We start from the raw sequence: 21,779 nt of genomic DNA, 5'->3' as shown, positions 1-21,779 counted from the left end.
TTTCGATAGGGTGCATTCGGTCGCTTGGCAGGGCTTGCGTAGCACGGGGCAATGACTGCATCAATCGTGCATCAATTTGCAGGGAAGGGAGCCCCATGGCCACCATGGCCGCCCGCATGCCCGAAGGTCCGGCGCTGCCGCGCTATGTCCAGATCGCGGAACTGCTGATCCGCGACATCGCGGCTGGCCGCCTTGCGGACGGTGCGCGCCTGCCGCCCGAACGCGAGATGGCGGCGGGGCTCGGCGTGGCGGTGGGCACGCTCAGGAAGGCACTGGAGCGGCTGGCCGAGGACGGGCTGCTGGAGCGGAAGCAGGGGTCCGGGAACTACGTGCGCGCGCGGCCTGGGCCGCTGGGCGTCTACGGCTTCTTCCGGCTGGAGCGGATCGGGGGCGGCGGCCTGCCCACCGCGGAGGTGTTGGACGTGGCGCGGCTGGCGAAGCCCGGCAGTCTGCCCGACGGCGGGCCGTCCGCGCATGGCTGGCGCATCCGCAGGCTGCGGCGGCTCGACGGGCAGGCGGCGGCGCTCGAGGAGATCTGGCTCGACGGCGCGCGGGCAGACTGCCTGACGGCGGCGGACCTCTCGGAATCGCTTTACCTGCATTACCGGCAGGCGCTTGGCCTTGTGATCGCGCGGGTCGAGGACCGGGTGGGCACGGGGACCGTGCCGTCCTGGGCGCCCGCGATGTTCGGCCCCGCGCCGGGGGCGCTGGTCGGGATGGCGGAGCGCGTGGGCTGGGCCGGGGACGGCGCCCGCGCCGAGGTCAGCCGCACATGGTTCGACACCAATGTCTGCCGCTACGTGGCGCGGCTCGGGAAGGGATGAGAATGGGACGGGTGATCAACTACGGCATCGTCGGCTGCGGCATGATGGGGCGGGAGCATATCCGGAACATCGCGCTCCTGCCGGACGCACGGGTGGCGGTGGTGTGCGACCCCGTGCGTGAACTTGCCGAAAGCGCGGCGGCGCTCGCGCGGCAGGAGACGGTGGTGGCCGAGGATCTCGATGCGCTGCTGACCCACGAGCCGCTCGACGCGGTGGTGATCGTCAGCCCCAATTTCCTCCATGTCGGCCAGCTCCGCGCCATCGCCGCCCGGCGGCCGCTGCCGGTGCTCTGCGAAAAGCCGCTCTACACGGGGCCCGAGGACCGCGCCGAGGTGGAGGCGGTCGCAAAGGTGCTCCCCGCGCTCTGGGTGGCGATGGAATACCGCTACATGCCGCCCATCGCGGCGCTGATCGAGCAGGCGCCGCATGCGACGGGCGGCATCGCCATGCTGACGATCCGAGAGCACCGCTTTCCCTTCCTGCCCAAGATCGGTGACTGGAACCGCTTCAACGCCAACACCGGCGGCACGCTGGTGGAGAAATGCTGCCATTTCTTCGACCTCATGCGGCTCATTCTGAAGGACGAGCCGGTGCGGGTGATGGCGAGCGCGGGCCAGACGCTGAACCACCGGGACGAGGAATATGCGGGGCGTGTGCCCGACGTCTGGGACAACGGCTATGTGATCCTCGATTTCGAGGGCGGGGCGCGGGCGATGCTGGAGCTGTGCATGTTCGCCGAGGGCTCGCAATGGCAGGAGGAGATCAGCGCCGTGGGGCCCCGCGGCAAGATCGAATGCCTCGTCCCCGGCCCGGGACGGTTCTGGCCCGCCAAGCTCGGGCCGCCGCCGGTCCCGCGGCTCATCCTGTCGCCGCGCGCACCCAAGGGGCCGATGGAGAGCCAGATCCCCGTCGATCCGACGCTCCTCGAGGCGGGCGACCACAATGGCGCGACCTTCTTCCAGCACCAGCGCTTCGCCGCAGTAGTGCGGGGTCAGAGCGAGGTGGAGGTCACCGCCCGGGACGGGGCGCGGGCGGTCGAGATCGGGCTTGCGGCGCAGGAAAGCGCCGAGACCGGGCAGGCGGTTCTGCTTTAGGCGAGGGCTTTCGCCGCGCGGCGCGCGGCGATCCGCCGAGGGGCAGGCAGGCGAGTGGCATCGCTCCGAGCGAGACTGCCGACGGCCCCCGCACCCCCGCTGCCCAGACCAGTCGAGCACGGTGCGGAACTCGGCCGGGGAGGGGGGGCTGTCTGCCCCCCCCCGTCGAAAGCGATGCTTTCGACGCCCCCCCGAGGATACTTCCGGCCAGAAAAACGGGGGGCGGCACCGAGGCGCGGAGGGCGCACGGCAGGGCAGGCCGGGGGGCGCCCGCCGCCGGGGCGGGCGCGCCGGGGCGCGTCAGTCGAGGGCGGTCAGCACCTCGCGCAGGGTCTCGCCGATGCGGTCGATCTGGGCCTTCTCGATGATCAGCGGCGGCGAGAGGGCGATGATGTCGCCCGTGGTGCGGATCAGCACGCCCCGGTCGTAGGCGTCGAGGAAGGCCTGGAAGGCGCGGCGCGTGGGCTGGCCCGCGATGGGCTGAAGCTCGATGGCGCCGATGAGGCCGATGTTGCGGATGTCGATGACATGGCGGCAGTCCTTGAGCCCGTGGAGCATGTCCTCCCAGTAGGGGGCAAGCTCCGCCGCGCGTTCGAAGAGGCCCTCCTCGCGGTAGGTCTCGAGCGTGGCGAGGCCCGCGGCTGCGGCGATCGGGTTGCCCGAATAGGTATAGCCGTGAAAGAGTTCGATCAGGTTCTCCGGCCCGTGCATGAAGGCGTCGTGGATCTCGGGCGTGACCATCACCGCGCCCATGGGAATGACGCCGTTCGTCAAGCCCTTGGCGGTGACCATGATGTCGGGCTTCACGTCGAAATGGTCGGCGGCGAAGGCCGAGCCCAGCCGGCCGAAGCCGGTGATGACCTCATCGAAAATGAGCAGGATGCCGTGTTTCGTGCAGAGCTCCCGCAGCCGCTCGAGATAGCCCTTCGGCGGGATCAGGACGCCCGTGGAGCCCGCCACGGGCTCCACGATCACGGCGGCGATGGTCTCGGGACCGTGGAGCGCCGCGATCCGCTCGATCTCGTCCGCGAGATGAGCGCCGTGTTCGGGCTGGCCGCGGGTGAAGGCGTTGTGGTCGGGCAGGTGGGTGTGGGGCAGGTGGTCGACGCCGGTCAGCAGGGAGCCGAAGACCTTGCGGTTGTTGACGATGCCGCCCACGGAGATGCCGCCGAAATTCACCCCGTGATAGCCGCGCTCGCGCCCGATGAGACGGGTGCGCGCGCCGTCGCCTTTCGCCCGGTGGTAGGCGAGCGCGAGCTTGAGCGCGGTCTCCACGCTTTCGGAGCCCGAGTTGGTGTAGAACACATGCGCCATGTGGTCGGGCGCCATGCCGATCAGCCGGTTGGCGAGCTCGAAGGCCTTGGGGTGGCCCATCTGGAAGGCGGGCGCGTAGTCGAGTTCGGCCACCTGGGCCTGCACCGCCTCGACGATGCGCGGGCGCTTGTGGCCCGCATTGCAGCACCAGAGGCCTGCGGTGCCGTCGAGCACCTCGCGGCCCTCGGCGGTCGTGTAGTACATCCCGTCGGCGGCGACGAACATGCGCGGTGCGGACTTGAACTGGCGGTTCGCGGTGAACGGCATCCAGAAGGCGTTGAGATCGTTCGGCTTGACCATGTTCATGGCCGGTCTCCCTGAACCGTGTATGCTGACGCGCGACGATACACCGGGCGCGGGCCCCGCGCCAAGGCGTCTCAGAGCAGCCCGGCCGCCGCGCCGAACCGGGCGTCGAGCGCCTGCCAGAGGTCCGCGTCGGCGGCGGAAATCAGGTGACCGCGCCTTAGGTCCGGCGCATAGGCCGCGCCCCCGGCAAGCGCGGCATGGCCCCCCGCCTCGGTCACCGCGAGAACGCCCGCCGCGTGGTCCCAGACGTTCAGCTTCGCCGCGAGCATGAAATCGCTGCCGCCCGAGACAAGCTGGCGGTATTCGTGGCAGGCGCAGCGCAGCGTGCCCGCCCTTCCCATCGTGGCCATGGCCCGGGCGACGCCCTCTCGCGCTTGGGGCGGGTAGAGCGAGAGCGGCACATATCCCTGGGCGACCTCGGGCGGCGGCGCGGGGGTGCTGCGCAGGGGGACATCGGCGCGGCCCGGCGCACCCGACCAGGCCCCGCCGCTCCGGCGTGCGGCGATCCAGTCGTCGAAGACGGGATCGTAGAGAAGACCGAACACGGTCTCGCCGTCCTCGACCACGGCGAGGATGACCCCGAAGACCGCGAGGCCATGGGCGAAGTTCCAGGTCCCGTCGATCGGGTCGATCACCAGCGTCCGGCCCGGTCCTCCGACCCGGTCGAGGATCGAGGCGTCGGCCGACACCGCCTCCTCGCCTACCACCGCCGCCCCGGGCAGGATGCGCGCCGCGCCGTCGGTCAGCGCTGCCTCGGCGGCCACGTCCGCGACGGTCACGAGATCGTCCGCGCGGCTCTTGGCGCGGATGTCCGTGGCCTCGAGCGCCCGGAACCGCGGCAGGATCTCGGCCTTCGCCACCTCGCGGACGAGGTCGATCAGGCCCGTCTCCTCGGCGCGGCTGAGGCTCATGGCGCGATCTCCAGACGGACCGGCGCCAGCCCGTCGATGCGGCCCTCGAGCCGGTCGCCGGGCCGCACCGGGCCGACGCCCGCGGGCGTGCCGGTCATCACGAGGTCCCCCGGGCCGAGGGTGTAGAGCCCCGAGAGATGCGTCAGCAGCGCCGCCACCGGCCAGACCATGTCGCCGATCCGCGCGTCCTGCCGGGTCTCGCCGTTCACGTCGAGCGCGATCCGCGCCTCGGGGCCGGGGGCTTCGTCGCTCAGGGTGCCGATCACCGCGCCGCCCTCCACGTCCTTGGCCGCGTCCCAGGGCAGCCGGTCCGCCTTGGCGCGGGCCTGCAGGTCGCGGCGCGTCATGTCGAGGCCCGAGGCCCAGCCCCAGGGCGCGCCGCCCTCGCCGAGGGCCACCACCAGCTCCACCTCGTGGTGATAGTCCTCCGTGCCCGGCGGATAGGGCAGGACCGATCCCGACTGCGCGAGGCTCATGGGTGTCTTGGTGAAGAACCATGGGACAGGCGCCACCGCATTGCCCAGCTCGGCGGCATGGGCGGCGTAGTTGCGCCCGATGCAGAAGATGCGCCGCACCGGATAGCGGCCGCCCGGGGCGGGCAGGGAGGGCGGCTCGGGAGGGGGAAAGACCCAGCCGCTCACGGCCGGGGGATCTCGTTCACGAAATGCGGCACGTGATAGCCGCGCTCGACCGCCTCGCGGTCCGCGATCCGCAGGTACCAGTCGCGCACCCTCGGGAAATCGCAGAGGTCGATCTCCTGCCATTCGAAGCGCGACACCCAGGGCCAGATCGCCATGTCCGCCACCGAGTAACTGCCCGACACATAGTCCCGCCCCTCGAGCCGGCGGTCGAGCACGCCGTAAAGCCGCATGGCTTCCTTGGAGTACCGGTCCTCGGCATAGGCCGAGGTGCCGGGGTTGTACTTCACGAAGTGATGCACCTGGCCCAGCATCGGCCCGAGCCCGCCCATCTGCCACATCAGCCATTCCAGCGTCTCGAGCCGGTCGTCACCGAGAAACCGCCCGTGGGTCTCGGCGAGGTGCCACAGGATGGCGCCCGACTCGAAGAGGCTGCGGCCGCTGGCGCGGTCCACGATGGCCGGGATGCGGTTGTTGGGGGCGATCTTCAGGAAATCGGGGGCGAACTGCTCGCCCTTGCCGATATCGACAGGGTGGACCTCGTAATCGAGCCCCAGTTCCTCGAGGAGGATCGAGACCTTGCGGCCGTTGGGCGTGACCCATGTGAAGAGATCGATCATGTCGCGACACTCCGCCTTGCCGTGGGAATGGTCAACACCCGGCAGGCCGCGCGGGCCGATCAGCAATTCGGCACGTTCACGGCAAGCCCTCCGAGCGAGGTCTCCTTGTACTTCTCGCTCATGTCCGCGCCGGTCTGGCGCATGGTCTCGATGGCTGAATCGAGGGGCACGAGGTGCGTGCCGTCCCCGCGCAGCGAGAGCGAGGCGGCGGAGACCGCCTTGATCGCGCCGAGGCCGTTGCGCTCGATGCAGGGGACCTGCACGAGGCCGCGCACCGGGTCGCAGGTCATCCCGAGGTGATGCTCGAGCGCGATCTCGGCGGCGTTCTCCACCTGCGCGGGCGTGCCGCCCAGCACGGCCGCAAGCCCCGCCGCCGCCATCGCCGAGGCCGAGCCGACCTCCGCCTGGCAGCCGCATTCCGCGCCCGAGATCGAGGCGTTGTACTTGATCAGGCCGCCGATGGCGGCCGCCGTCAGCAGGAACTCCGGAATCCGCACCGCGCTCGCGCCCGGCACATGGTCGAGCCAGTAGCGGATCACCGCGGGCACCACGCCCGCCGCGCCGTTGGTGGGCGCGGTCACCACCTGGCCTCCGGCGGCGTTCTCCTCGTTCACGGCCATGGCATAGGCCGACATCCAGTCGTTGATCGTGTGCGGCGGGGCGAGGTTGCGGCCCCGCTCGGCGAGCAGGCTCTCGTGGATGGCCCGGGCGCGACGCCTGACCGATAGCCCGCCGGGGAGGATTCCCTCCGCCGCCAGTCCGCGGTCGATGCAGGCCGCCATCGCCTCCCAGACCCGCATCAGCCCGGCGTCGGGATCGCGCCCCGGCGCCCGCGCCCGCTCGTTCGCCCGCTTCATCGCCGCCACCGAGAGTCCGCTTGCCGCGGCCATCTCCAGCATCTCCGCGGCGGAGCGGAAGGGGAAGGGTATTGGAGGGCCGTCATCGGTATCCTTGCCCGCGGCAAGCTCCGCCTCGGTCAGAACGAAGCCGCCGCCCACGGAATAATAGGTCTCCTGCACCACCTCGTCGCCCTCGGCGTCGGTCGCGCGCAGGATCATCCCGTTGGCATGGCCGGGCAGGGCCCGCTCGTAGTCGAAGAGAAGATCGCGCGCGGGCACGAAGGCCAGCACCCCCAGCCCCTCGGGCGCCAGGGTGCCCTCGGCCCGGATCCGCGCCAGCTCCGCCTCCGCCCGGTCCGCGTCATAGGTGCCCGGCAGGACCCCCGCGAGCCCGAGGATCACCGCCCGGTCGGTGGCATGGCCCACGCCGGTGAAGGCCAGCGAGCCGTGGAGCGAGGCGCGCAGCCCCGCCACACGAAAGGGCTGGGCGCGCAGAAGGTCGAGAAACCGGCCCGCCGCCACCATCGGTCCCATGGTATGAGAGGACGAGGGGCCGATGCCGATCTTGAAGAGGTCGAAGACGGAGAGGAACATGCTTCCGAGCTATGGTTCCGCGGCGCCACCTGCCAGTCCGGCAAAGACCTTCCCCCGTGCGAATGCGACCCTGGCCTATCCGGGAAGCGCTGCAGGCCACCGGGGCCCTGCCTGCGTTTTTCTGGCCCGCAGAATGCGTGGGGAGTCGGCCGCAGACCGATGGGTGCAGCGCCCCCGCCCGAGCGCGCAGCGCGGCGAAACCGCTGCCTGGCCACCGGGAAATTCGCCCTCGCAGGAGACCCCCGTTCCGGTGTAGACCCTGGCGCATCTTCTGAAGGACCGCGCCCATGCCCGAGCTTTCCCCCATCGACAAGGCGAAGTTCGCCGCCGCGAAACGCGCCGCCGAGTTCGTCGAGGACGGCATGCGGGTGGGGCTGGGGACGGGCTCCACTGCGGCCTGGCTGGTGCGTTGCCTCGGTGAACTGGTGCGCGAGGACGGCTTGCGGATCACCGGAGTGCCCACCTCGAGCCGGACCGCCCAGCTCGCCCGCGACGCCGGCATCACCGTTGTCTCCCTCGACGAGGCGCGCTGGCTCGACATGACCATCGACGGCGCCGACGAGTTCGACGGCCGGCTCAACCTCATCAAGGGCGGCGGCGGGGCGCTGTTGCAGGAAAAGATTGTTGCCACCGCTTCGGACCAGATGATCGTCATCGCCGATATCTCCAAACAGGTCGAAACGCTCGGCGCCTTTCCCCTGCCGGTGGAGGTGATCCCCTTCGGCTGGCAGACCACCAAGGTGCTGGTTGAGGAGACGCTGATCGGTCTCGACGTGCTGGGCCGCGAGTGCGGCGTGCGGATGGCGGGTGACGCGCCCTATGTGACAGACGAAGGCAACTACATCCTCGACCTGCATCTCCACCGCATCGGTAACGCGCGGCAGCTCAGTCTGGTGCTCAACCAGATCCCCGGCGTCGTGGAGAACGGGCTCTTCATCGACATCTGCGACATCCTCGTGATCGGACAGGCCGACGGCCGCGTGGCCGTGCGCGACATCAACGAGGGCACGCTCGAGGAGAGCAGGCTCGACTTCGCCGAGACGACGAACCTCTTCTCCGACATCCTCGATTGATCTTCGCGCCACGGTGAGGGCCTCCGTAGGGTGGGTTTCCAACCCACCTCCCGCCGGAGAGGCCATCGCTCCGGGATCGGTGGGTCGCAAACCCACCCTACCGGCAATTCCGACTGTTCCGCGCGCGCCTCCAGCTACCCCGCGCGCCGCCAGACCTCCGCCCGCCTGGCCACATAGGCGGCCATCGTGCCGCCGGGCCGGCCGAGGACCTTCGCGAGGTCGCGGCTGACCTCGGCGCTGCGCCCGAAACGCAGTCCCAGGTGCAGCGCGGTCTGCACCGCCGCCTGGCCCCAGGGCTGCCCGGCCCGCCGCAGGTGGCGCAGGTAGCCCGGGACCGAAGCGGGGACATACCGGATACGGCGACCCAAGGCTTCGGTCAGCAGCCCCGCGACCTCGCCCATGGCCACTGCCTCGGGGCCTGTCAGGTGCCAGGCCGCGCCTGCATGGCCGCCGGGATCGAGGAGGCACGCGGCCGCAGCCTCTCCGACGTCTGCGAGATCGACGAAGGCTATCCGCCCGCGCCCCGCCGGAACGTAGATCCGGTCCGCTTCGCGGATGTCGCGCAGATAGGCGTCCTCGAGGTTCTGGGCAAAGAAATCGGGACGCAAGACTGTCCAGTCCCGCTGTCCGCCGGCCGCGAGCCGCGCCTCGACCTTCGCATGGGGCAGGACGGGCAGCCGGTCCGCCCCGGCGACAGACAGAAAGACCAGATGCCGCACCCCCACTGCACGCGCCCGGGTCACGAAGGGACCAAGGGTGGCCGCGATGTCGGCGATTGCCGGCGGGCGCATCAGGAACAGGGCCTCCACCCCCGCGAGGGCGGCGTCCCAACCGCCCGGATCGGTGAAATCGAGCGCCCGGTCCTCGGGCTGCCCGGGGCGCCGCACGCCGCGCAGCGGCACGACGCCGCGCCGGGCGAGGGCCGCACAGACCTCCCGCCCGGTCTTTCCGGTCGCACCGGTCACGAGGATCGCCGGGGCGGACGACATGGAACCTCCCGTTCCGGGGCGGCCGGGGCGCCCTGCGTGCCCCCGGACTGGCCATCGCCGCAAGGCTATGGGATACCCTTGGCGACAAGCAAGACGAGGACAGGATGAGCGGGCACGACTACGACCTCTTCGTGATCGGCGGCGGCTCGGGCGGCGTGCGCGCGGCCCGGCAGGCGGCCGCGACCGGCGCCCGGGTGGGGCTCGCCGAGGAATACCGGATGGGCGGCACCTGCGTGATCCGGGGCTGCGTGCCGAAGAAGCTGATGGTCTTCGCCTCCGCCTACCGCGAGATCTGCGAGGACGCCCGCGGCTACGGCTGGTCGATCGGCGAAGGCAGCTTCGACTGGCCCGGCTTCCGCACCCATCTCAACGCCGAACTCGACCGGCTAGAAGGCGTCTACCGCAAGCTCCTCGACGGCTCTGGCGTCACCATCCACGACGCCCGCGCGACGCTGAAGGACCGCAACACCGTGGCGCTTTCGACGGGTGAGACGGTGACCGCGACGACGATCCTCGTGGCCACCGGCGGCCATCCCGTCCGGCCCGATATCCGCAATGCCCATCTCGGCATCAGCTCCAACGAGATCTTCGGGCTCGAGACCTTGCCGAAATCCATCCTGATCGTCGGCGGCGGCTACATCGCCTGCGAGTTCGCCTGCATCTTGCACGGGCTGGGCGTCGAGGTGACGCAGTACTACCGCGGCGCCCAGATCCTGCGCGGCTTCGACGAGGAGGCGCGGGGCCTTATCGCCGACGCCATGGACGCTCGCGGCATCGCGATCCACACCGGCACCAACATCGTGGAGATGGCCCCCGCCGATGCGGACCGCCCGGCAGAGCCCGCAGGTGCCACCATGGGCAGCGACGTGCGCCACGCCGCAGAACTGGCGCCCGAGGCCGCGGGGCAGGGCGGCCCGATCCGCGTCAAGGCCACCAACGGCGACGAGCGCGTCTACGACGCCGTCCTCTTCGCCACCGGGCGCGATCCCAACAGCCGTGGCCTCGGCCTTGAGGATGCGGGCGTGGAAATCGGCCGCCGCGGCGAGATCAGGGTCGACGCCTACTCCCGCACCACGGCGGAGAACATCTACGCCATCGGCGACGTCACGAACCGCATCGCCCTGACCCCCGTGGCGATCCGCGAGGCCATGGCCTTCGTCCGCACCGTCTTTCACGACGATCCCACCCCGGCCGACCACGACCTCGTGCCCTCGGCGGTCTTCACCCAGCCCGAGTTCGGTACCATCGGCCTGACCGAGGAGGAGGCCCGGGACCGCGAGCCGATCGAGGTCTACTGCACCTCCTTCCGCCCCATGCAGACCGCCTTCATCGGTCGGCCCGACCGGGTGCTGATGAAACTGGTGGTCAGCCACGAGACGCGGCGCGTTCTCGGCTGTCACATCGTCGCACCGAACGCGGGCGAGATGATCCAGCTCGCGGGCATCGCGGTGAAGATGGGTGCCACGAAAGAGGACTTCGACAGGACCGTTGCGGTTCATCCGACCATGTCGGAGGAACTCGTGACAATGCGCGAGCCCGTGAGGCGGGGGTGAGGACCGGTTGAATTCCGGGGGACGGCCCACAGATTGCATATCAAGATATACTCCGGCACGGACGGGGACACCTACAGGAGGACGAGGCCAGATGGCAGGCAACAACGGAGGCCCCTGGGGGGGCGGTGGCGGCAACCGCGGCGCGGGAGGCGGCGGTAACGACGACGACCGGCGGCCGGCGCCCGGCCGCAGACCCGGTGAGACACCCCAGATACCCGAAATCGACGACCTCATGAACCGTGGCCGCGAGCAGTTGCGCGTCCTGATGGGCGGCGGCGGCGGCCAGAACGGCTCGGGCGGCGGTGGCGGTGGCGGCGGCGGTTTCAGGATCACCCGCGGCATGGTCGGCATCGCGGCGTTGGTGGCGGTAACGGGATGGCTCGCAGCTTCGGTCTATACCGTGCGACCGGAGGAACAGTCGGTCGAATTCCTGTTCGGCGAATACCTCAGCACCGGGATGCCAGGCCTGAACTTCGCGCCCTGGCCCGTGGTCACCTACGAGAAACTGCCTGTGACTCGCGAACAGATCATCGACATCGGCGACTCCCGGAGCGGGGCGACCGAGAACGGTCTGATGCTGACCGGGGACGAAAACATCGTCGACATCGACTTCCAGGTGGTCTGGAACATCAACGATGCGGCGCGTTATCTGTTCAATCTCTCCGATCCGCCGCAGGCCATCGCCGCGGTTTCGGAATCCGCGATGCGCGAGATCATCGCGCAGTCCCAGCTGGCGCCGATCCTCAACCGTGACCGTGGTCCGATTGCGGACAGGCTTCAGGGCCTGATCCAGGACACGCTCGACAGTTACGACAGCGGCGTCCAGATCATCCGCGTCAACTTCGACCGGGCGGATCCGCCCGAGCCCGTCATCGCCTCGTTCCGCGCGGTGCAGGCCGCATCCCAGGAACGTGACCGGCTGCAGAACCTCGCCGACGCCTATGCGAACCGGGTTCTCGCCGAGGCTCGGGGTGAGGCCGCGCAGATCCTCGAAGAGGCCGAAGGCTATCGTGCCCGTGTCGTCAACGAGGCCGAGGGCGAGGCGAGCCGCTTCGCCGCGATCCTTACCGAATACAGCCAGGCTCCGGACGTGACGCGCAAGCGGATCTTCCTCGAGACGATGGAACAGGTATTCTCGAACACAGACCTGATCCTGCTAGACGACCAGGGCGAAGGCGGGTCCGGCGTGGTGCCCTACCTGCCGCTTGACCAGCTGCGCCGCGGCAGCAGCGCGACGACCAACGGAGAGATGAACTGATGCGAAAGACAGCATTCCTCATTCCGATCCTGGTGGTCGCGATCGCGTTGGTCTTCTCCTCGCTTTTCGTCGTGGACGAACGCGAGAAGGGGCTGGTGCTGCGCTTCGGACGCGTGGTGCAGGTCAAGGAAACCCCCGGTCTGTATTTCAAGGTGCCCTTCATCGACGAGGTCGTGCGCTACGATGACCGGATCCTGAGCCGCGATCTCGATCCGATCGAGATCACCCCGCTCGACGACCGCCGTCTCGTGGTCGATGCCTTCGCGCGCTACCGGATCGCCGATGTCGAGCGGTTTCGTCAGGCCACCGGTGCCGGAGGCCAGCAGGCCGCGGCGCTTCGGCTCGACTCGATCCTGAGAGCCCAGGTTCGCGAAGTGCTTGGTCAGGTCACCTCGAATGACATCCTGTCCACGGACCGGGCCGAACTGATGCTTCGCATCCGGAACGGCGCCATCCAGGAGGCACAGCCGCTCGGGATCGAAGTGATCGACGTGCGCCTGAAGCGGACCGATCTGCCGCAGGCCAACCTCGAAGCGACCTTCCAGCGGATGATCTCGGAGAGGGAGCGCGAGGCCGCGGACGAGATCGCCCGAGGCAACGAGGCCGCCCAGCGGACCCGGGCCGCCGCGGACAGGACCGTGGTGGAACTCGTCTCCGACTCGACCCGTCAGTCTGAGATCATTCGAGGTGAGGCCGACGCGCGCCGGAACAACATCTTCGCCGCGGCCTATGGGGCCGATCCCGAGTTCTTCGAGTTCTATCGCTCGATGACGGCTTACGAGCGGGCGCTGCGGGGTGAAACGACCCGGATGGTCCTGTCGCCGGACAGCGAGTTCTTCACCTTCCTACAGGGGGCCAACCCGCGGGCCGTCGATCTGGAGGCAGCGGCAGAGGCAGCGGCCGAAGTGATCGAGGCGCTCGAACTGCCGAACACGGACGACCTCGAAGGCGTGCCGTCGGTCGATGAGATGCCCAACGCCGACACGCTGAGGGAGGAGATCGAAGAGAGCGTGCCAGAACTGGCGCCGGACAACGACCCCGAAGGATGAGGCACACCACATGACCACCGCCCTTCTGGCGCTGGGTCTCGTGTTGATCGTGGAGGGGCTGGCCTATGTGCTGGCCCCTTCGCTCGTTGAGAACCTGCTCGCGGCTCTTCGGTCGCTCTCGCTCGACCAGCGCCGCCTCGTCGGTCTCGCTGCCATGGCGCTCGGCGTGGCGCTACTCTGGCTCGACCGGACTCTTGGCGCCTGAGCCGGCGGATAACCGCGATCCTCCGACCTCCGCTGGTCGCCGGGAGGCTTCAAGCGACGCAGCCAGGGCGCGCCGGCCTCTCCGGACACGAAGGGAGCGCCCGTGGATCCCGCCGCGCGCTCTTCGGTACGCCCGCGCCCGGATGGCGCGGGGCCGAGACGTCCGTCAGGTGCCGTAGGCGCGCGTCTCCTCCATCACTTCGGCCGCTGCATCGACCAGCAGGCCCGAGACAAGATCGCATTCCTCGACCGTCAGCCGCGCGGGCAGCCGCACGTCGCACGCCTTCATCAGCATCGCCCGCGTCTTCGGCAGTACCCAGTCGCGGCCGAGGAACTTCCAGTTCCAGAATGCCCGCGCATTGTCCTCGCTCAGCCCGAAGACCTGCACCTTGATGCCCTTCGCACCCGCGGCGGCGGCGAAGGCGCGGGTCTCGGCCTCATCCATGCCCACGACGTTGAACTGGATCGAATCCGGCGCCCGCTCCTCGGGGGCAAGCTTCTTCGGCACCTCGAGCCATGGAGAGGCCTCCAGAGCCGCCGCCACCCGGTCATGGTTCCGCCGCCCGTCCCGCACACGGCGCGCCACCTCTCCCAGCTGCGGCCGGATGATTGCCGCAGCGAGGTTCGACAGGCGCAGGTTGTAGAGGGGCAGGGTATTCTGCACCTCGGCAAAGGCCGCCTGCAAGACGGGATGCTTCTTCCAGTTGTGCTCGTAGGCACCCGACATGATCACTGCCCGCGCGATCAGCTCCGCGTCGTCGGTGATCATGATCCCGCCCTCGCCGGAATTCACCAGCTTGTAGGACTGGAACGAAAAGCAGCCGACCCGCCCCAGCGTGCCGATGTTGCGCCCGTGCCAAGTGGTGCCCAGCGAATGCGCCGCATCCTCCACGACCGGCACCTCCGCCTGCGCCGAGAGCGCCATGATCGCGTCCATGTCCGAGGTATGCCCGCGCATGTGGCTGATCAGCACCGCGTTCGCGCCCGGCAGTTTCGCCGCGAAATCGTCCATGTCGATGCGGTAATCGTCGCCGCAGTCCACCAGCACCGGCTCGCAATCGGCATGGATGACCGAGGAGGGCACAGCGGCAAAGGTGAAGGCCGGGATCAGAACCTTCGCCCCCCGCGGAAGCCCCAGCGCCTTCAGTGACAGGAACAGCGCCGCCGAACAGGACGAGACGGCCAGCGCGTATTTCGCACCAAGAAGGTCCGCGAATTCCCGCTCCAGCAGCGCCACCGGCGCGTTCTCGGGCGCCGTGTAGCGGAACAGATCGCCCGAGCTCAGCAAGCGTTCGACCTCGGCGCGGGCGGCCTCGGGGATCGGCTCGGCGTCGTAGACATTGGGCGGAAGGGTCATGTTTTCAGCTTTCCCAAAAGTGCCTTTAAGAGAACCCTAACATGGCCGCCCGCTCCGGGCTACGCCAAACCCCGCGCTCCCGCCCGACCCGCGGAAGTGTGACTCGCTTGCACGGCCCCGTCCGGCCCCACCTGCCGGCTCACTCGGCCCGGCCCACCGCAACGGGCCGCAGCTCCCGCACGAGCTTGCGCCGCATCGCCGCCTCGAACTCCTCGAAACCCAGCGCCACCTCCACGAAGGCCCCGGGCCCGCGCAGGACCTCCGCCCGGAAATAGGCGACGAGCTCGCCGATCTCCACAAGCCGCCGCGGACCGGCAACATCCGCCTCGGCGCCGATCACAAGCCCGTTGACCACCATTCTCCCCGGAAGGGCGCCGGGATCGATCTCTCCGGGCCTCGGTCCGGTGTTGGACTTGCCGTCCCCCGACAGATCGAGCGTCAGCTGCCAGCACACGCCGTTCTGCTCGCGCAGCATCCGCGCACCGGTCAGGATCGCCGCCCCGAGGGCGGTCGTCGGCTCCGACTGCTGCCTCACGCCCCCGTGCAGCACGGCCACCGCTCCGGCCAGCGCCTCGGCATCGCCGATCTCGGTCCAGGGCAGCAACACCCTCTGCGCCGCGGGCCCGCTCCATTCGAAGACCGCGAGCCGCACATGCCCAGGACCCGCGAACAGCGCCTCCGCCACCTCCGGCGCGGTGAGCGCCGCCGCCACGCCGTCTCTCTGCAACCGGTATTCCGCGCCGTCGACCGAGCCCGAAACGTCGAGTCCCAGAACCAGCGCCTGCCGGCACGGCCCCGCACCCTCCGCCAGGACCGCCACCGGCAGAAGCAGCGCCAGGATCGCCCCGAGCCGCCTCACCGCTTCCGGTCCCCCAGCGCGCCGATCGCCTGGGCGCCAACCTCCCGCTCGAGCTTGCGGCGCATCGCCCGCTCGAAATCGGCGAAACCGTCCGCCACCTCGAGAAAGGCCAGGGGCCCCAGCAGGACCTCGCGCGCGTACCAGTCCCGCAGCGCGATATCTCCGGCCTCGGCGCCGCCCTCCTCGATCACGAGGCCGTTCACCGTGATCCCCTCGAAGGGAAAGGCCTCGTAGGTCAGGCGAGGCCCGAAGCCGTCGTTGTTGATGCCGTCCCCCGAGACATCCACCGTCTGCCGCAGGCAGCGCGGCGCCTCCCGCAGCATCGTCGAGGCATGGCCGAGGGCATGGCCCATGGCGGTGGGATACTGGTTCGTGCTCCGGCGCGATTCCGCGACCTCGGCCGCTGCACGGGCGAGATCGGCCTCGGATCCGATCAGCCTCCAGTCGAGGATGACCGTCTGGTTCCAGCGCCCCGACCATTCGAAGGCCGCGAGCGCCACCGGCAAGTCGCTGGCGAGAAAGGCCGCCGCCACCTCCGGCGCGGCCAGCGCCGCAGCGAGACCCTGCCGCTGGAGCCGGTCCTCCTCCGCATCGACCGAGGAGGAGACGTCGAGCGCCAGGACAAGCGCCACCCGGCAGACGATCTCCTGCGCCGGCGCGGGCCCGGCGGCGGCGAGCCCGAGAGCCGCGGCGAGCGCCCGAACCCCGCCGCCGCGCCGCGGGGCCGGGGCAGGGCGCCGCCGCCCCGGTCCGGCCATCGGCGCTACCAGTGCCCGGTATTCTCCATGCTGGACCAGGGCTCCGCCGGCGGCAGTGCCTCGCCCCTCTGCAGAAGCTCGATGGAGACGTTGTCGGGTGAGCGCACGAAGGCCATACGTCCGTCCCGGGGCGGGCGGTTGATCGTCACGCCGTTCTCCTGCAGGTGCGCGCACATCTCGTAAATGTTGTCCACCTCATAGGCCAGGTGGCCGAAATGCCGGCTGTCCGAAGGCAGCCCCTCGTCCCCGTCCCAGTTGTAGGTCAGCTCGACGGGCGTCTCGTGCTGGCCCGGGGGCGCGAGGAACACGAGGGTGAACCGGCCTCCATCGTTGTCGGTCCGCCGGGTCTCCTCCAGCCCGAGCAGCTTGTAGAAGGCGATCGAGGCGTCGAGGTCCTTCACTCGGACCATGGTGTGCAGATAGCGCAGGCTCATGCCGTACTCCCGGAATGTCTCGGTTACGGGCGCGAGCCTAGCACGTCCGGCCTCGGCGAAAAGCCCGCCCGGGGCTTGCCCGCGCCGTCACCGGCGCTTCGCGTCCTTCGGGGTCGTGGTGCGCCGGCGACGCCCCGCTCACACCTCCCCCGCATATGGCGTGAAAGACGTACCTGCAGAGCGCGCTCTCCGCCGCGTGCGCCGCCCGCTCCACACTCCGGGACGGCGCGCCGCCGTCCTTGGCAGTGCAGGCGCCCTCCGCCGGATCCGGAGGTCGGATCAGAAGGCGGACCGGAAGGTCAGGCCGACGCCCGTGCTTTCGGTATCGAAACGGCTCACGTTGCTCTCTGTGCGGGTCCGCTCGGCATTGATCACCGGCCTGAAACCGTAGACCTCCACCTGCGGGACCGGCACGGCAAGGCGCAGGGCATGGCGCGTGTCGGTGCGGGTGTCGATCACGAAGAGGCTTTCGTCGTAATTGCGCTCCTCGAGATCGTAGGCCACCGAAATTCCGGAGCCCGAGAATTGCCAGCCGAGTGTGACGGCACGCGCCTCGTAGGCCTTGTCGAGGCCCTCGGCCTCCACCACGCGCCCCCTGAGGCCCAGGGACAGCACGCCGCCGCCGTCGAAGACATGCTCCCAGCTCGCTCGGAGGGCCAGCGCTTCGCTCGTGTCGCCGTCCGTCTCCTCCAGCGTCTCCCAGGTCGCTCCGAAGCGCAGCCGGTCCGACTCCGACAGGGTAACGGGTCTGGTCACACCGGCGCGCAGGAAGTCGAGATAGGGCTCGCCGCCGTACCAGAAGCGCCCGCGCGACAGGTCGAACTGCCAGGGATCGCGGCCACCCGCAGGCAGCCAGAAATGCCCGAGACCGAAGGTCAGCTGCGCCTCCGCGTAATCCGACCCCTGAGCGTCCGGCACCAGGTCCTTCGCCTCCGACGACAGACGGTAGGTCCGGCCAAAGCCGGTGACCTCGGCATAGGTCAGGCTGCGCGCGCCCTCGCGCAGCTTGTAGCGCAGGTTGCCGCCCAGGGTGAACTCGGTGCCCGACAGGGGCTGGCTGTCGCCCGTCAACAGGAAGGTGAAGGGCAGGCCCTCGATGGTCAGGGTCTCGTTCGTGGTCCCGTTGTTGATGTTGTCCGAGGGGGCCACGTTGAACTCGAGCTGAAAGGACAGGGGGTTCAGCCGCCGTACATAGGCATAGTCCTCGGCCACGGACTGCGCCTCCGCCGGGTTCGGCGCATGCTGCCGCGCCCGGCGAAGCCAGAACTGCGAGCGGGTATGGGCCTCCTGCTGGCTCAGCGCGAGCGCCGCGAGCCGGGCCGAGGCATAGCGCGCGGGCTCCACCTCCGCCGCCGCCCAGGCGCGCCGCGCGGCGTTGAGGCCGCTCTCGTAATCGCCCATCGCGATGGCGCTCTCGGCCCTCAGGATCAGCGCCGGCACATCCGCGGCATCCCGTTCGAGCAGCGCGTCGGCCATCACCGCCGCCGCCCCAGCGTCGCCCGCAGCCAGGGCCCCCGCGGCCGCGGTCATCAGCGCCTCGGGCGACACGCCGTCCTGCGCCCGCGCCGCGCCGCCTGCACCGAAGCCCAGCGCGGCGGCGACCAGGGCCGCAACGGTCACGCGGGATCCGGACCCGCGGCGGCGCCCCCGCTGATCTGCCCTTGCCAAGTCGTCGCTCCCTAGCGGTAGAGGATGAAGCCGCCCGTTTCCTGAGCCGGGACGTCGTCGCGCGGATCGGTCGAGGTGATCACCATCACGCCGGTAATCTCGCCGCCATCGGCGCGGTCCGTCAGATCGCCCGAGATGACGGCGAAATAGGTACCGGTCTCGTATTCCTCCGGGGCGTTGGCGCCGTCGGGCACATAGGTGCTGAGCACCTGGCCGGTGATCTCGCCGTTGCGATCCACGCTGCTGCCCTCGCCGTCGGTGATCACGAAGACCACGTCGGGGTTCGGCAGCTGGCCCTCCTGATTGCCCGTGGCGATCGGCGTGCCGTCCGCGTTGAAGAACTCCCGGTTCGCGATCCGGCCCTTCACGCCCGCGTTGGCGTTGAAATCGTTGAAGTCGATGTCGACCGTCATGTCGCCGCGCACGAACTCCAGCCCGCCGCGCGCGTCGAAGACACGGATCCCCGCATAGTCACCAGAGAAGTTCGCCTGGCCCTCGGTCGGCAGCACCACGCCGCCCTCACGCTCGTAGACGAAACCACCGAAGCCGAAGTTGACGTAGCCGCCCGTGCGAACGATGGCGAAGGAGCTGCGCGGGACCGTCTCGCCCGCGTCGTTGCGGACAGTGTTCTGGCTCACCCCGAGGATCGCGCGGTAGGGCACGATCTGTCCCACCTGGTCGCCGTCTAGGAAGTCGGTGACCTGCACGTCCGCCTCGTAGACCGCATAGCCGCCCATGGAGCCGATCGCCCGCCCCCGCTGGTAGGTGTTGAACCCGTCGAAGGCGAGGTTGTCGACGGTGAACGTGTCGTTCTCGCGGTCGTAGACCACCGGGGAGATGATCCGCCCGCCGCCCTGCTCGTTGCGGGGCTCGAACCGCCGGATCGAGCCGTCGGCCTGGGGCTCGGTCGTGCCGGGCGGAAGCTCGGCCCCCGCGACGCCGTCGGGCTGGTCCGCGGTGTCGTCGCCTCCTGTGCCGGTGCCGCCGGTGCCGGTCGGATCGTCCGCCGCGGGCTCTTCGGTCTCGTCGCCGAAGTCGAAGGGCTGTCCGTCGCCATCGCCGCAAGCGGACACGAGAGCGAGCGCCGAAACGGCGATCATCAGTCGGAACATTGGGTCACCTGCTCTAGCTCAAGGTCCCGGGTCTTCGCCCGGCGTTACCCCGATTTCTTCTCTCCGGCTGACCTTCTGTCAACGCCCGCGGTCCCGGGCGCAGTGAACCTCCCCGCCCATGTTCCCGATTTGCCACGGATTTTCGGCTCTTTTCCCGGGACGGACGCCAGATATAGTAGCCTGGACCGCTGCCACGCATAGGAGACCCCCATGTCGCTCACCCCCGAGCAGGAGGCCGAGATCGCCGCCCTCCGCGCCGAACCGCGCCCGACCCTGCGCGCCGTGTCGCCCGGCATGGAGGCCCATCTCTTCCTCGCGCGGCCCGTGCTCGACCACGGCTTCGTTCGGGTGATCGACTACATGGGCGACGATGCCGCCATCTGCCAGGCCGCCCGCGTCTCCTATGGACGGGGCACCAAGGCCGTGTCGAACGACGAGGGCCTGATCCGCTACCTGATGCGGCACTGGCACTCCACGCCCTTCGAGATGTGCGAGCTGAAACTCCATGTGAAGCTGCCGGTCTTCGTCGCCCGGCAATGGATTCGCCACCGCACCGCCAATGTGAACGAGTATTCCGCCCGCTATTCGATCCTCGACCGCGAATTCTACATCCCCGAACAGGAGATGCTCGCCGCGCAATCCGTGGTCAACAACCAGGGCCGCGGCGAGGCCCTGTCGGGGGAGGAAGCCGCCCGGGTTCTCGACTGGCTGAAATCCGACGCCGCCCGGGCCTATGACCACTACGAGGCGATGATCTCCCAGGAAGGACAGCAAGGCCTCGCCCGGGAACTCGCCCGGATGAACCTGCCCGCGAACATCTACACGCAATGGTACTGGAAGGTGGACCTGCACAACCTCTTCCATTTCCTGCGCCTGAGGGCGGATGCCCACGCCCAATACGAGATCCGCGTCTACGCCGAGGCCATCTGTGCCATGGTCAGGGACTGGGTCCCCGCCGCCTACGGCGCCTTCGAGGATTACCGGCTCGGGGGGGCGGTATTGTCGGCGAAGGGAGTGGAGTGCGTGCGGCGGATGCTGAAGGGCGAAAAGGTCACTCAGGAAACAAGCGGGATGAGCAAGGGGGAATGGCGGGAGTTCTTGGGGGTGGTAGAACCGTAGGGTGCGCGTTCCTGCGCAACGATCCACCCTTCCTTCTGCCGCGTCGAAGGACAGTATATCGCTGACGTTCGCCCATAATTTCCGATCATCCACCGAGGATCTGGTGCGTAAGAGCGGATGCCGGCCCACCCGGAGACGTGACGGTCCGGGCGCGGGTGTCAACGCCGCGGCGGGAGGCGGCGTCCGGAGTTTGCCCGAGCGGCCCGGCGGCGGAGAGGTGTTTCCGGCCGTTTCTCACGGCCTCAACCCATCGGCCAGCCCGCGCGGATCAGGAGGAGGGACAGGACCAGAAGCGCGGCTTCGACCGCGAAGAAGAACAGCCGCTCTGGAAGGATCTGCGTGATCCGGTATCCGATCCACGCTCCGAATACGGCGATCGGCGTAAGGATCGCGGCCTGTCGAAGCTGGTGCACATCAAAGAGATCCAGCGCGATGTAGGGCGGAACCTTGGCCAGGTTCAACAGGGCGAAGAGTATGGTCGACGTGCCCGCGAACACCATCTTCGGCAATTGCTGCGGGATGACGTAGATCTGAAAGGCGGGACCGCCGGCGTGAGCGACGAAGCTGGTGAACCCCGATATGGCCCCCCAGAACAATCCCTGTGGAACCCGTGCCGGGTGCGGTTCGCTTGCGCCGCGGATCCGGGTCCACATCCGCATCGCGACAAATCCGAGGCCAACGATGCCCACGGCAAGCCGCACGGCATCGTCGTCCGTCCACCCGGCGAGCAGCCAGGCCGCAACGATGCCGATCAGCCCGGCCGGGAAGAGAATGTAGAGATTTCGCCGCGAGAAGGACCGCCGGTAGATCCAGAGGCCGTAGATATCGCTCACGATGTAGACCGGAAGAAGCAGAGCGGCGCCCTCGAGCGGGGACATCACCAGCGACAGGAGCGGTACGCTGAGCATCGCGACCGCAGGCAACCCGCCCTTGGTCGCGCCGACAAAGAAGGCTGCGACGGTCGCGGTGATCCAGAAGAGGAGTGTCTCTGGCATTGTGATTGATGTGCCCGTCGTCACCCCGTCGCGGTCCGGCCAGAACCGATGGTCGCCGGGCACCAATGCATCTTGGCGCGCCGAGGCTCAAGGCATTGTCTGCCGCCGCGCAGCGGAATGCAGGCAGATGCAAGCCTCGCGCTGGCCCGGGCATGGGCCGGTCCAGGCGGGAAGCCGGGGGTCCACTCCCCGCGGCCGGAAGGCGCGTCGC

21 protein-coding genes are annotated in these 21,779 nt (G+C 69.4%); 8 read left to right on the top strand and 13 right to left on the bottom strand.

Annotation, left to right across the window (positions count from 1 at the left end; translation table 11 throughout):
- Positions 1 to 95 precede the first annotated feature (95 nt).
- Together EAT49_RS12600 and EAT49_RS12595 are read left to right on the top strand one after the other, a co-directional pair.
- Positions 96 to 824, top strand: coding sequence for a GntR family transcriptional regulator (locus tag EAT49_RS12600; protein WP_425459525.1), 729 nt, complete (start codon positions 96 to 98; stop codon positions 822 to 824).
- A gap of 2 nt (positions 825 to 826) precedes the next feature.
- Positions 827 to 1,918 carry a Gfo/Idh/MocA family protein gene (locus EAT49_RS12595; RefSeq protein ID WP_123642689.1) on the top strand — a complete coding sequence of 364 codons (1,092 nt, stop codon included), beginning with the start codon at positions 827 to 829 and terminating at the stop codon, positions 1,916 to 1,918.
- A 300-nt stretch (positions 1,919 to 2,218) separates the two neighbouring features.
- On the opposite strand, the gene aptA is transcribed toward EAT49_RS12595, so the two are convergent.
- From aptA to EAT49_RS12570, 5 genes are all read right to left on the bottom strand, one after another.
- Positions 2,219 to 3,538, bottom strand: coding sequence for an omega-aminotransferase AptA (aptA, locus tag EAT49_RS12590; protein ID WP_123642688.1), 1,320 nt, complete (start codon positions 3,536 to 3,538; stop codon positions 2,219 to 2,221).
- A gap of 71 nt (positions 3,539 to 3,609) precedes the next feature.
- Entirely contained in the window at positions 3,610 to 4,449 is an 840-nt protein-coding gene (locus tag EAT49_RS12585; RefSeq protein ID WP_123642687.1) for an inositol monophosphatase family protein, read from the bottom strand.
- Positions 4,446 to 5,090: a fumarylacetoacetate hydrolase family protein gene (locus EAT49_RS12580; RefSeq protein WP_123642686.1), complete on the bottom strand. Its 645-nt coding sequence runs from the start codon at positions 5,088 to 5,090 to the stop codon at positions 4,446 to 4,448. The genes EAT49_RS12585 and EAT49_RS12580 overlap by 4 nt, the downstream gene beginning before the upstream one ends.
- Entirely contained in the window at positions 5,087 to 5,707 is a 621-nt protein-coding gene (locus EAT49_RS12575) for a glutathione S-transferase family protein (RefSeq protein ID WP_123642685.1), read from the bottom strand. The genes EAT49_RS12580 and EAT49_RS12575 overlap by 4 nt, the downstream gene beginning before the upstream one ends.
- Before the next feature lie 59 nt (positions 5,708 to 5,766).
- Entirely contained in the window at positions 5,767 to 7,140 is a 1,374-nt protein-coding gene (locus EAT49_RS12570) for an L-serine ammonia-lyase (RefSeq protein ID WP_123642684.1), read from the bottom strand.
- A gap of 287 nt (positions 7,141 to 7,427) precedes the next feature.
- Between EAT49_RS12570 and rpiA the strand changes: the two genes are divergently transcribed.
- Positions 7,428 to 8,213: a ribose-5-phosphate isomerase RpiA gene (gene rpiA, locus EAT49_RS12565; RefSeq protein ID WP_123642683.1), complete on the top strand. Its 786-nt coding sequence runs from the start codon at positions 7,428 to 7,430 to the stop codon at positions 8,211 to 8,213.
- Between the two features lie 134 nt (positions 8,214 to 8,347).
- On the opposite strand, the gene EAT49_RS12560 is transcribed toward rpiA, so the two are convergent.
- On the bottom strand, positions 8,348 to 9,202 hold the full coding sequence (locus EAT49_RS12560; protein ID WP_123642682.1) for an NAD(P)H-binding protein: 855 nt from the start codon (positions 9,200 to 9,202) through the stop codon (positions 8,348 to 8,350).
- A gap of 104 nt (positions 9,203 to 9,306) precedes the next feature.
- Between EAT49_RS12560 and EAT49_RS12555 the strand changes: the two genes are divergently transcribed.
- The 4 genes from EAT49_RS12555 (at position 9,307) to EAT49_RS12540 (ending at position 13,267) form a co-directional block, all read left to right on the top strand.
- On the top strand, positions 9,307 to 10,755 hold the full coding sequence (locus EAT49_RS12555; RefSeq protein ID WP_123642681.1) for an FAD-dependent oxidoreductase: 1,449 nt from the start codon (positions 9,307 to 9,309) through the stop codon (positions 10,753 to 10,755).
- Between the two features lie 91 nt (positions 10,756 to 10,846).
- A complete protein-coding gene (hflK, locus tag EAT49_RS12550) occupies positions 10,847 to 12,013 on the top strand; it encodes an FtsH protease activity modulator HflK (protein WP_123642680.1) in 1,167 nt (388 codons plus the stop codon).
- Positions 12,013 to 13,062 carry a protease modulator HflC gene (gene hflC, locus EAT49_RS12545; protein WP_123642679.1) on the top strand — a complete coding sequence of 350 codons (1,050 nt, stop codon included), beginning with the start codon at positions 12,013 to 12,015 and terminating at the stop codon, positions 13,060 to 13,062. The genes hflK and hflC overlap by 1 nt, the downstream gene beginning before the upstream one ends.
- 10 nt (positions 13,063 to 13,072) lie before the next feature.
- Positions 13,073 to 13,267 carry a DUF2065 domain-containing protein gene (locus EAT49_RS12540; RefSeq protein WP_123642678.1) on the top strand — a complete coding sequence of 65 codons (195 nt, stop codon included), beginning with the start codon at positions 13,073 to 13,075 and terminating at the stop codon, positions 13,265 to 13,267.
- Positions 13,268 to 13,432: 165 nt separating this feature from the next.
- On the opposite strand, the gene EAT49_RS12535 is transcribed toward EAT49_RS12540, so the two are convergent.
- From EAT49_RS12535 to EAT49_RS12510, 6 genes are all read right to left on the bottom strand, one after another.
- The gene (locus EAT49_RS12535) at positions 13,433 to 14,623 is read right to left on the bottom strand and encodes a DegT/DnrJ/EryC1/StrS family aminotransferase (protein ID WP_123642677.1); all 1,191 of its coding nucleotides are present in this window, start codon (positions 14,621 to 14,623) and stop codon (positions 13,433 to 13,435) included.
- A 139-nt stretch (positions 14,624 to 14,762) separates the two neighbouring features.
- Positions 14,763 to 15,482 (bottom strand): DUF1194 domain-containing protein, encoded by a 720-nt coding sequence (locus EAT49_RS12530; protein ID WP_246003841.1) that lies wholly within the window; start codon positions 15,480 to 15,482, stop codon positions 14,763 to 14,765.
- On the bottom strand, positions 15,479 to 16,240 hold the full coding sequence (locus tag EAT49_RS12525) for a DUF1194 domain-containing protein (RefSeq protein ID WP_123642676.1): 762 nt from the start codon (positions 16,238 to 16,240) through the stop codon (positions 15,479 to 15,481). The genes EAT49_RS12530 and EAT49_RS12525 overlap by 4 nt, the downstream gene beginning before the upstream one ends.
- Before the next feature lie 5 nt (positions 16,241 to 16,245).
- On the bottom strand, positions 16,246 to 16,674 hold the full coding sequence (locus EAT49_RS12520; RefSeq protein ID WP_123642675.1) for a VOC family protein: 429 nt from the start codon (positions 16,672 to 16,674) through the stop codon (positions 16,246 to 16,248).
- A 279-nt stretch (positions 16,675 to 16,953) separates the two neighbouring features.
- The gene (locus EAT49_RS21720; RefSeq protein WP_123642674.1) at positions 16,954 to 18,294 is read right to left on the bottom strand and encodes a porin family protein; all 1,341 of its coding nucleotides are present in this window, start codon (positions 18,292 to 18,294) and stop codon (positions 16,954 to 16,956) included.
- A gap of 59 nt (positions 18,295 to 18,353) precedes the next feature.
- Positions 18,354 to 19,454: a hypothetical protein gene (locus EAT49_RS12510; protein WP_123642673.1), complete on the bottom strand. Its 1,101-nt coding sequence runs from the start codon at positions 19,452 to 19,454 to the stop codon at positions 18,354 to 18,356.
- A 210-nt stretch (positions 19,455 to 19,664) separates the two neighbouring features.
- On the opposite strand from EAT49_RS12510, the gene thyX reads away from it, so the two are divergent.
- On the top strand, positions 19,665 to 20,573 hold the full coding sequence (thyX, locus tag EAT49_RS12505; protein ID WP_123642672.1) for an FAD-dependent thymidylate synthase: 909 nt from the start codon (positions 19,665 to 19,667) through the stop codon (positions 20,571 to 20,573).
- Positions 20,574 to 20,815: 242 nt separating this feature from the next.
- Here the strand turns inward: thyX and EAT49_RS12500 are convergent, their stop codons facing one another.
- Positions 20,816 to 21,568, bottom strand: a complete 753-nt coding sequence (locus tag EAT49_RS12500; RefSeq protein WP_185020742.1) for a sulfite exporter TauE/SafE family protein — start codon at positions 21,566 to 21,568, stop codon at positions 20,816 to 20,818.
- Positions 21,569 to 21,779 lie beyond the last annotated feature (211 nt).

Origin of the sequence: Histidinibacterium lentulum, from assembly GCF_003789055.1 — a bacterium.
GTDB lineage: Bacteria > Pseudomonadota > Alphaproteobacteria > Rhodobacterales > Rhodobacteraceae > Oceanicola > Oceanicola lentulus.
The sequence above is the reverse complement of the archived record's forward strand: the minus strand, read 5'-3'. Positions and strand labels throughout refer to the sequence as shown.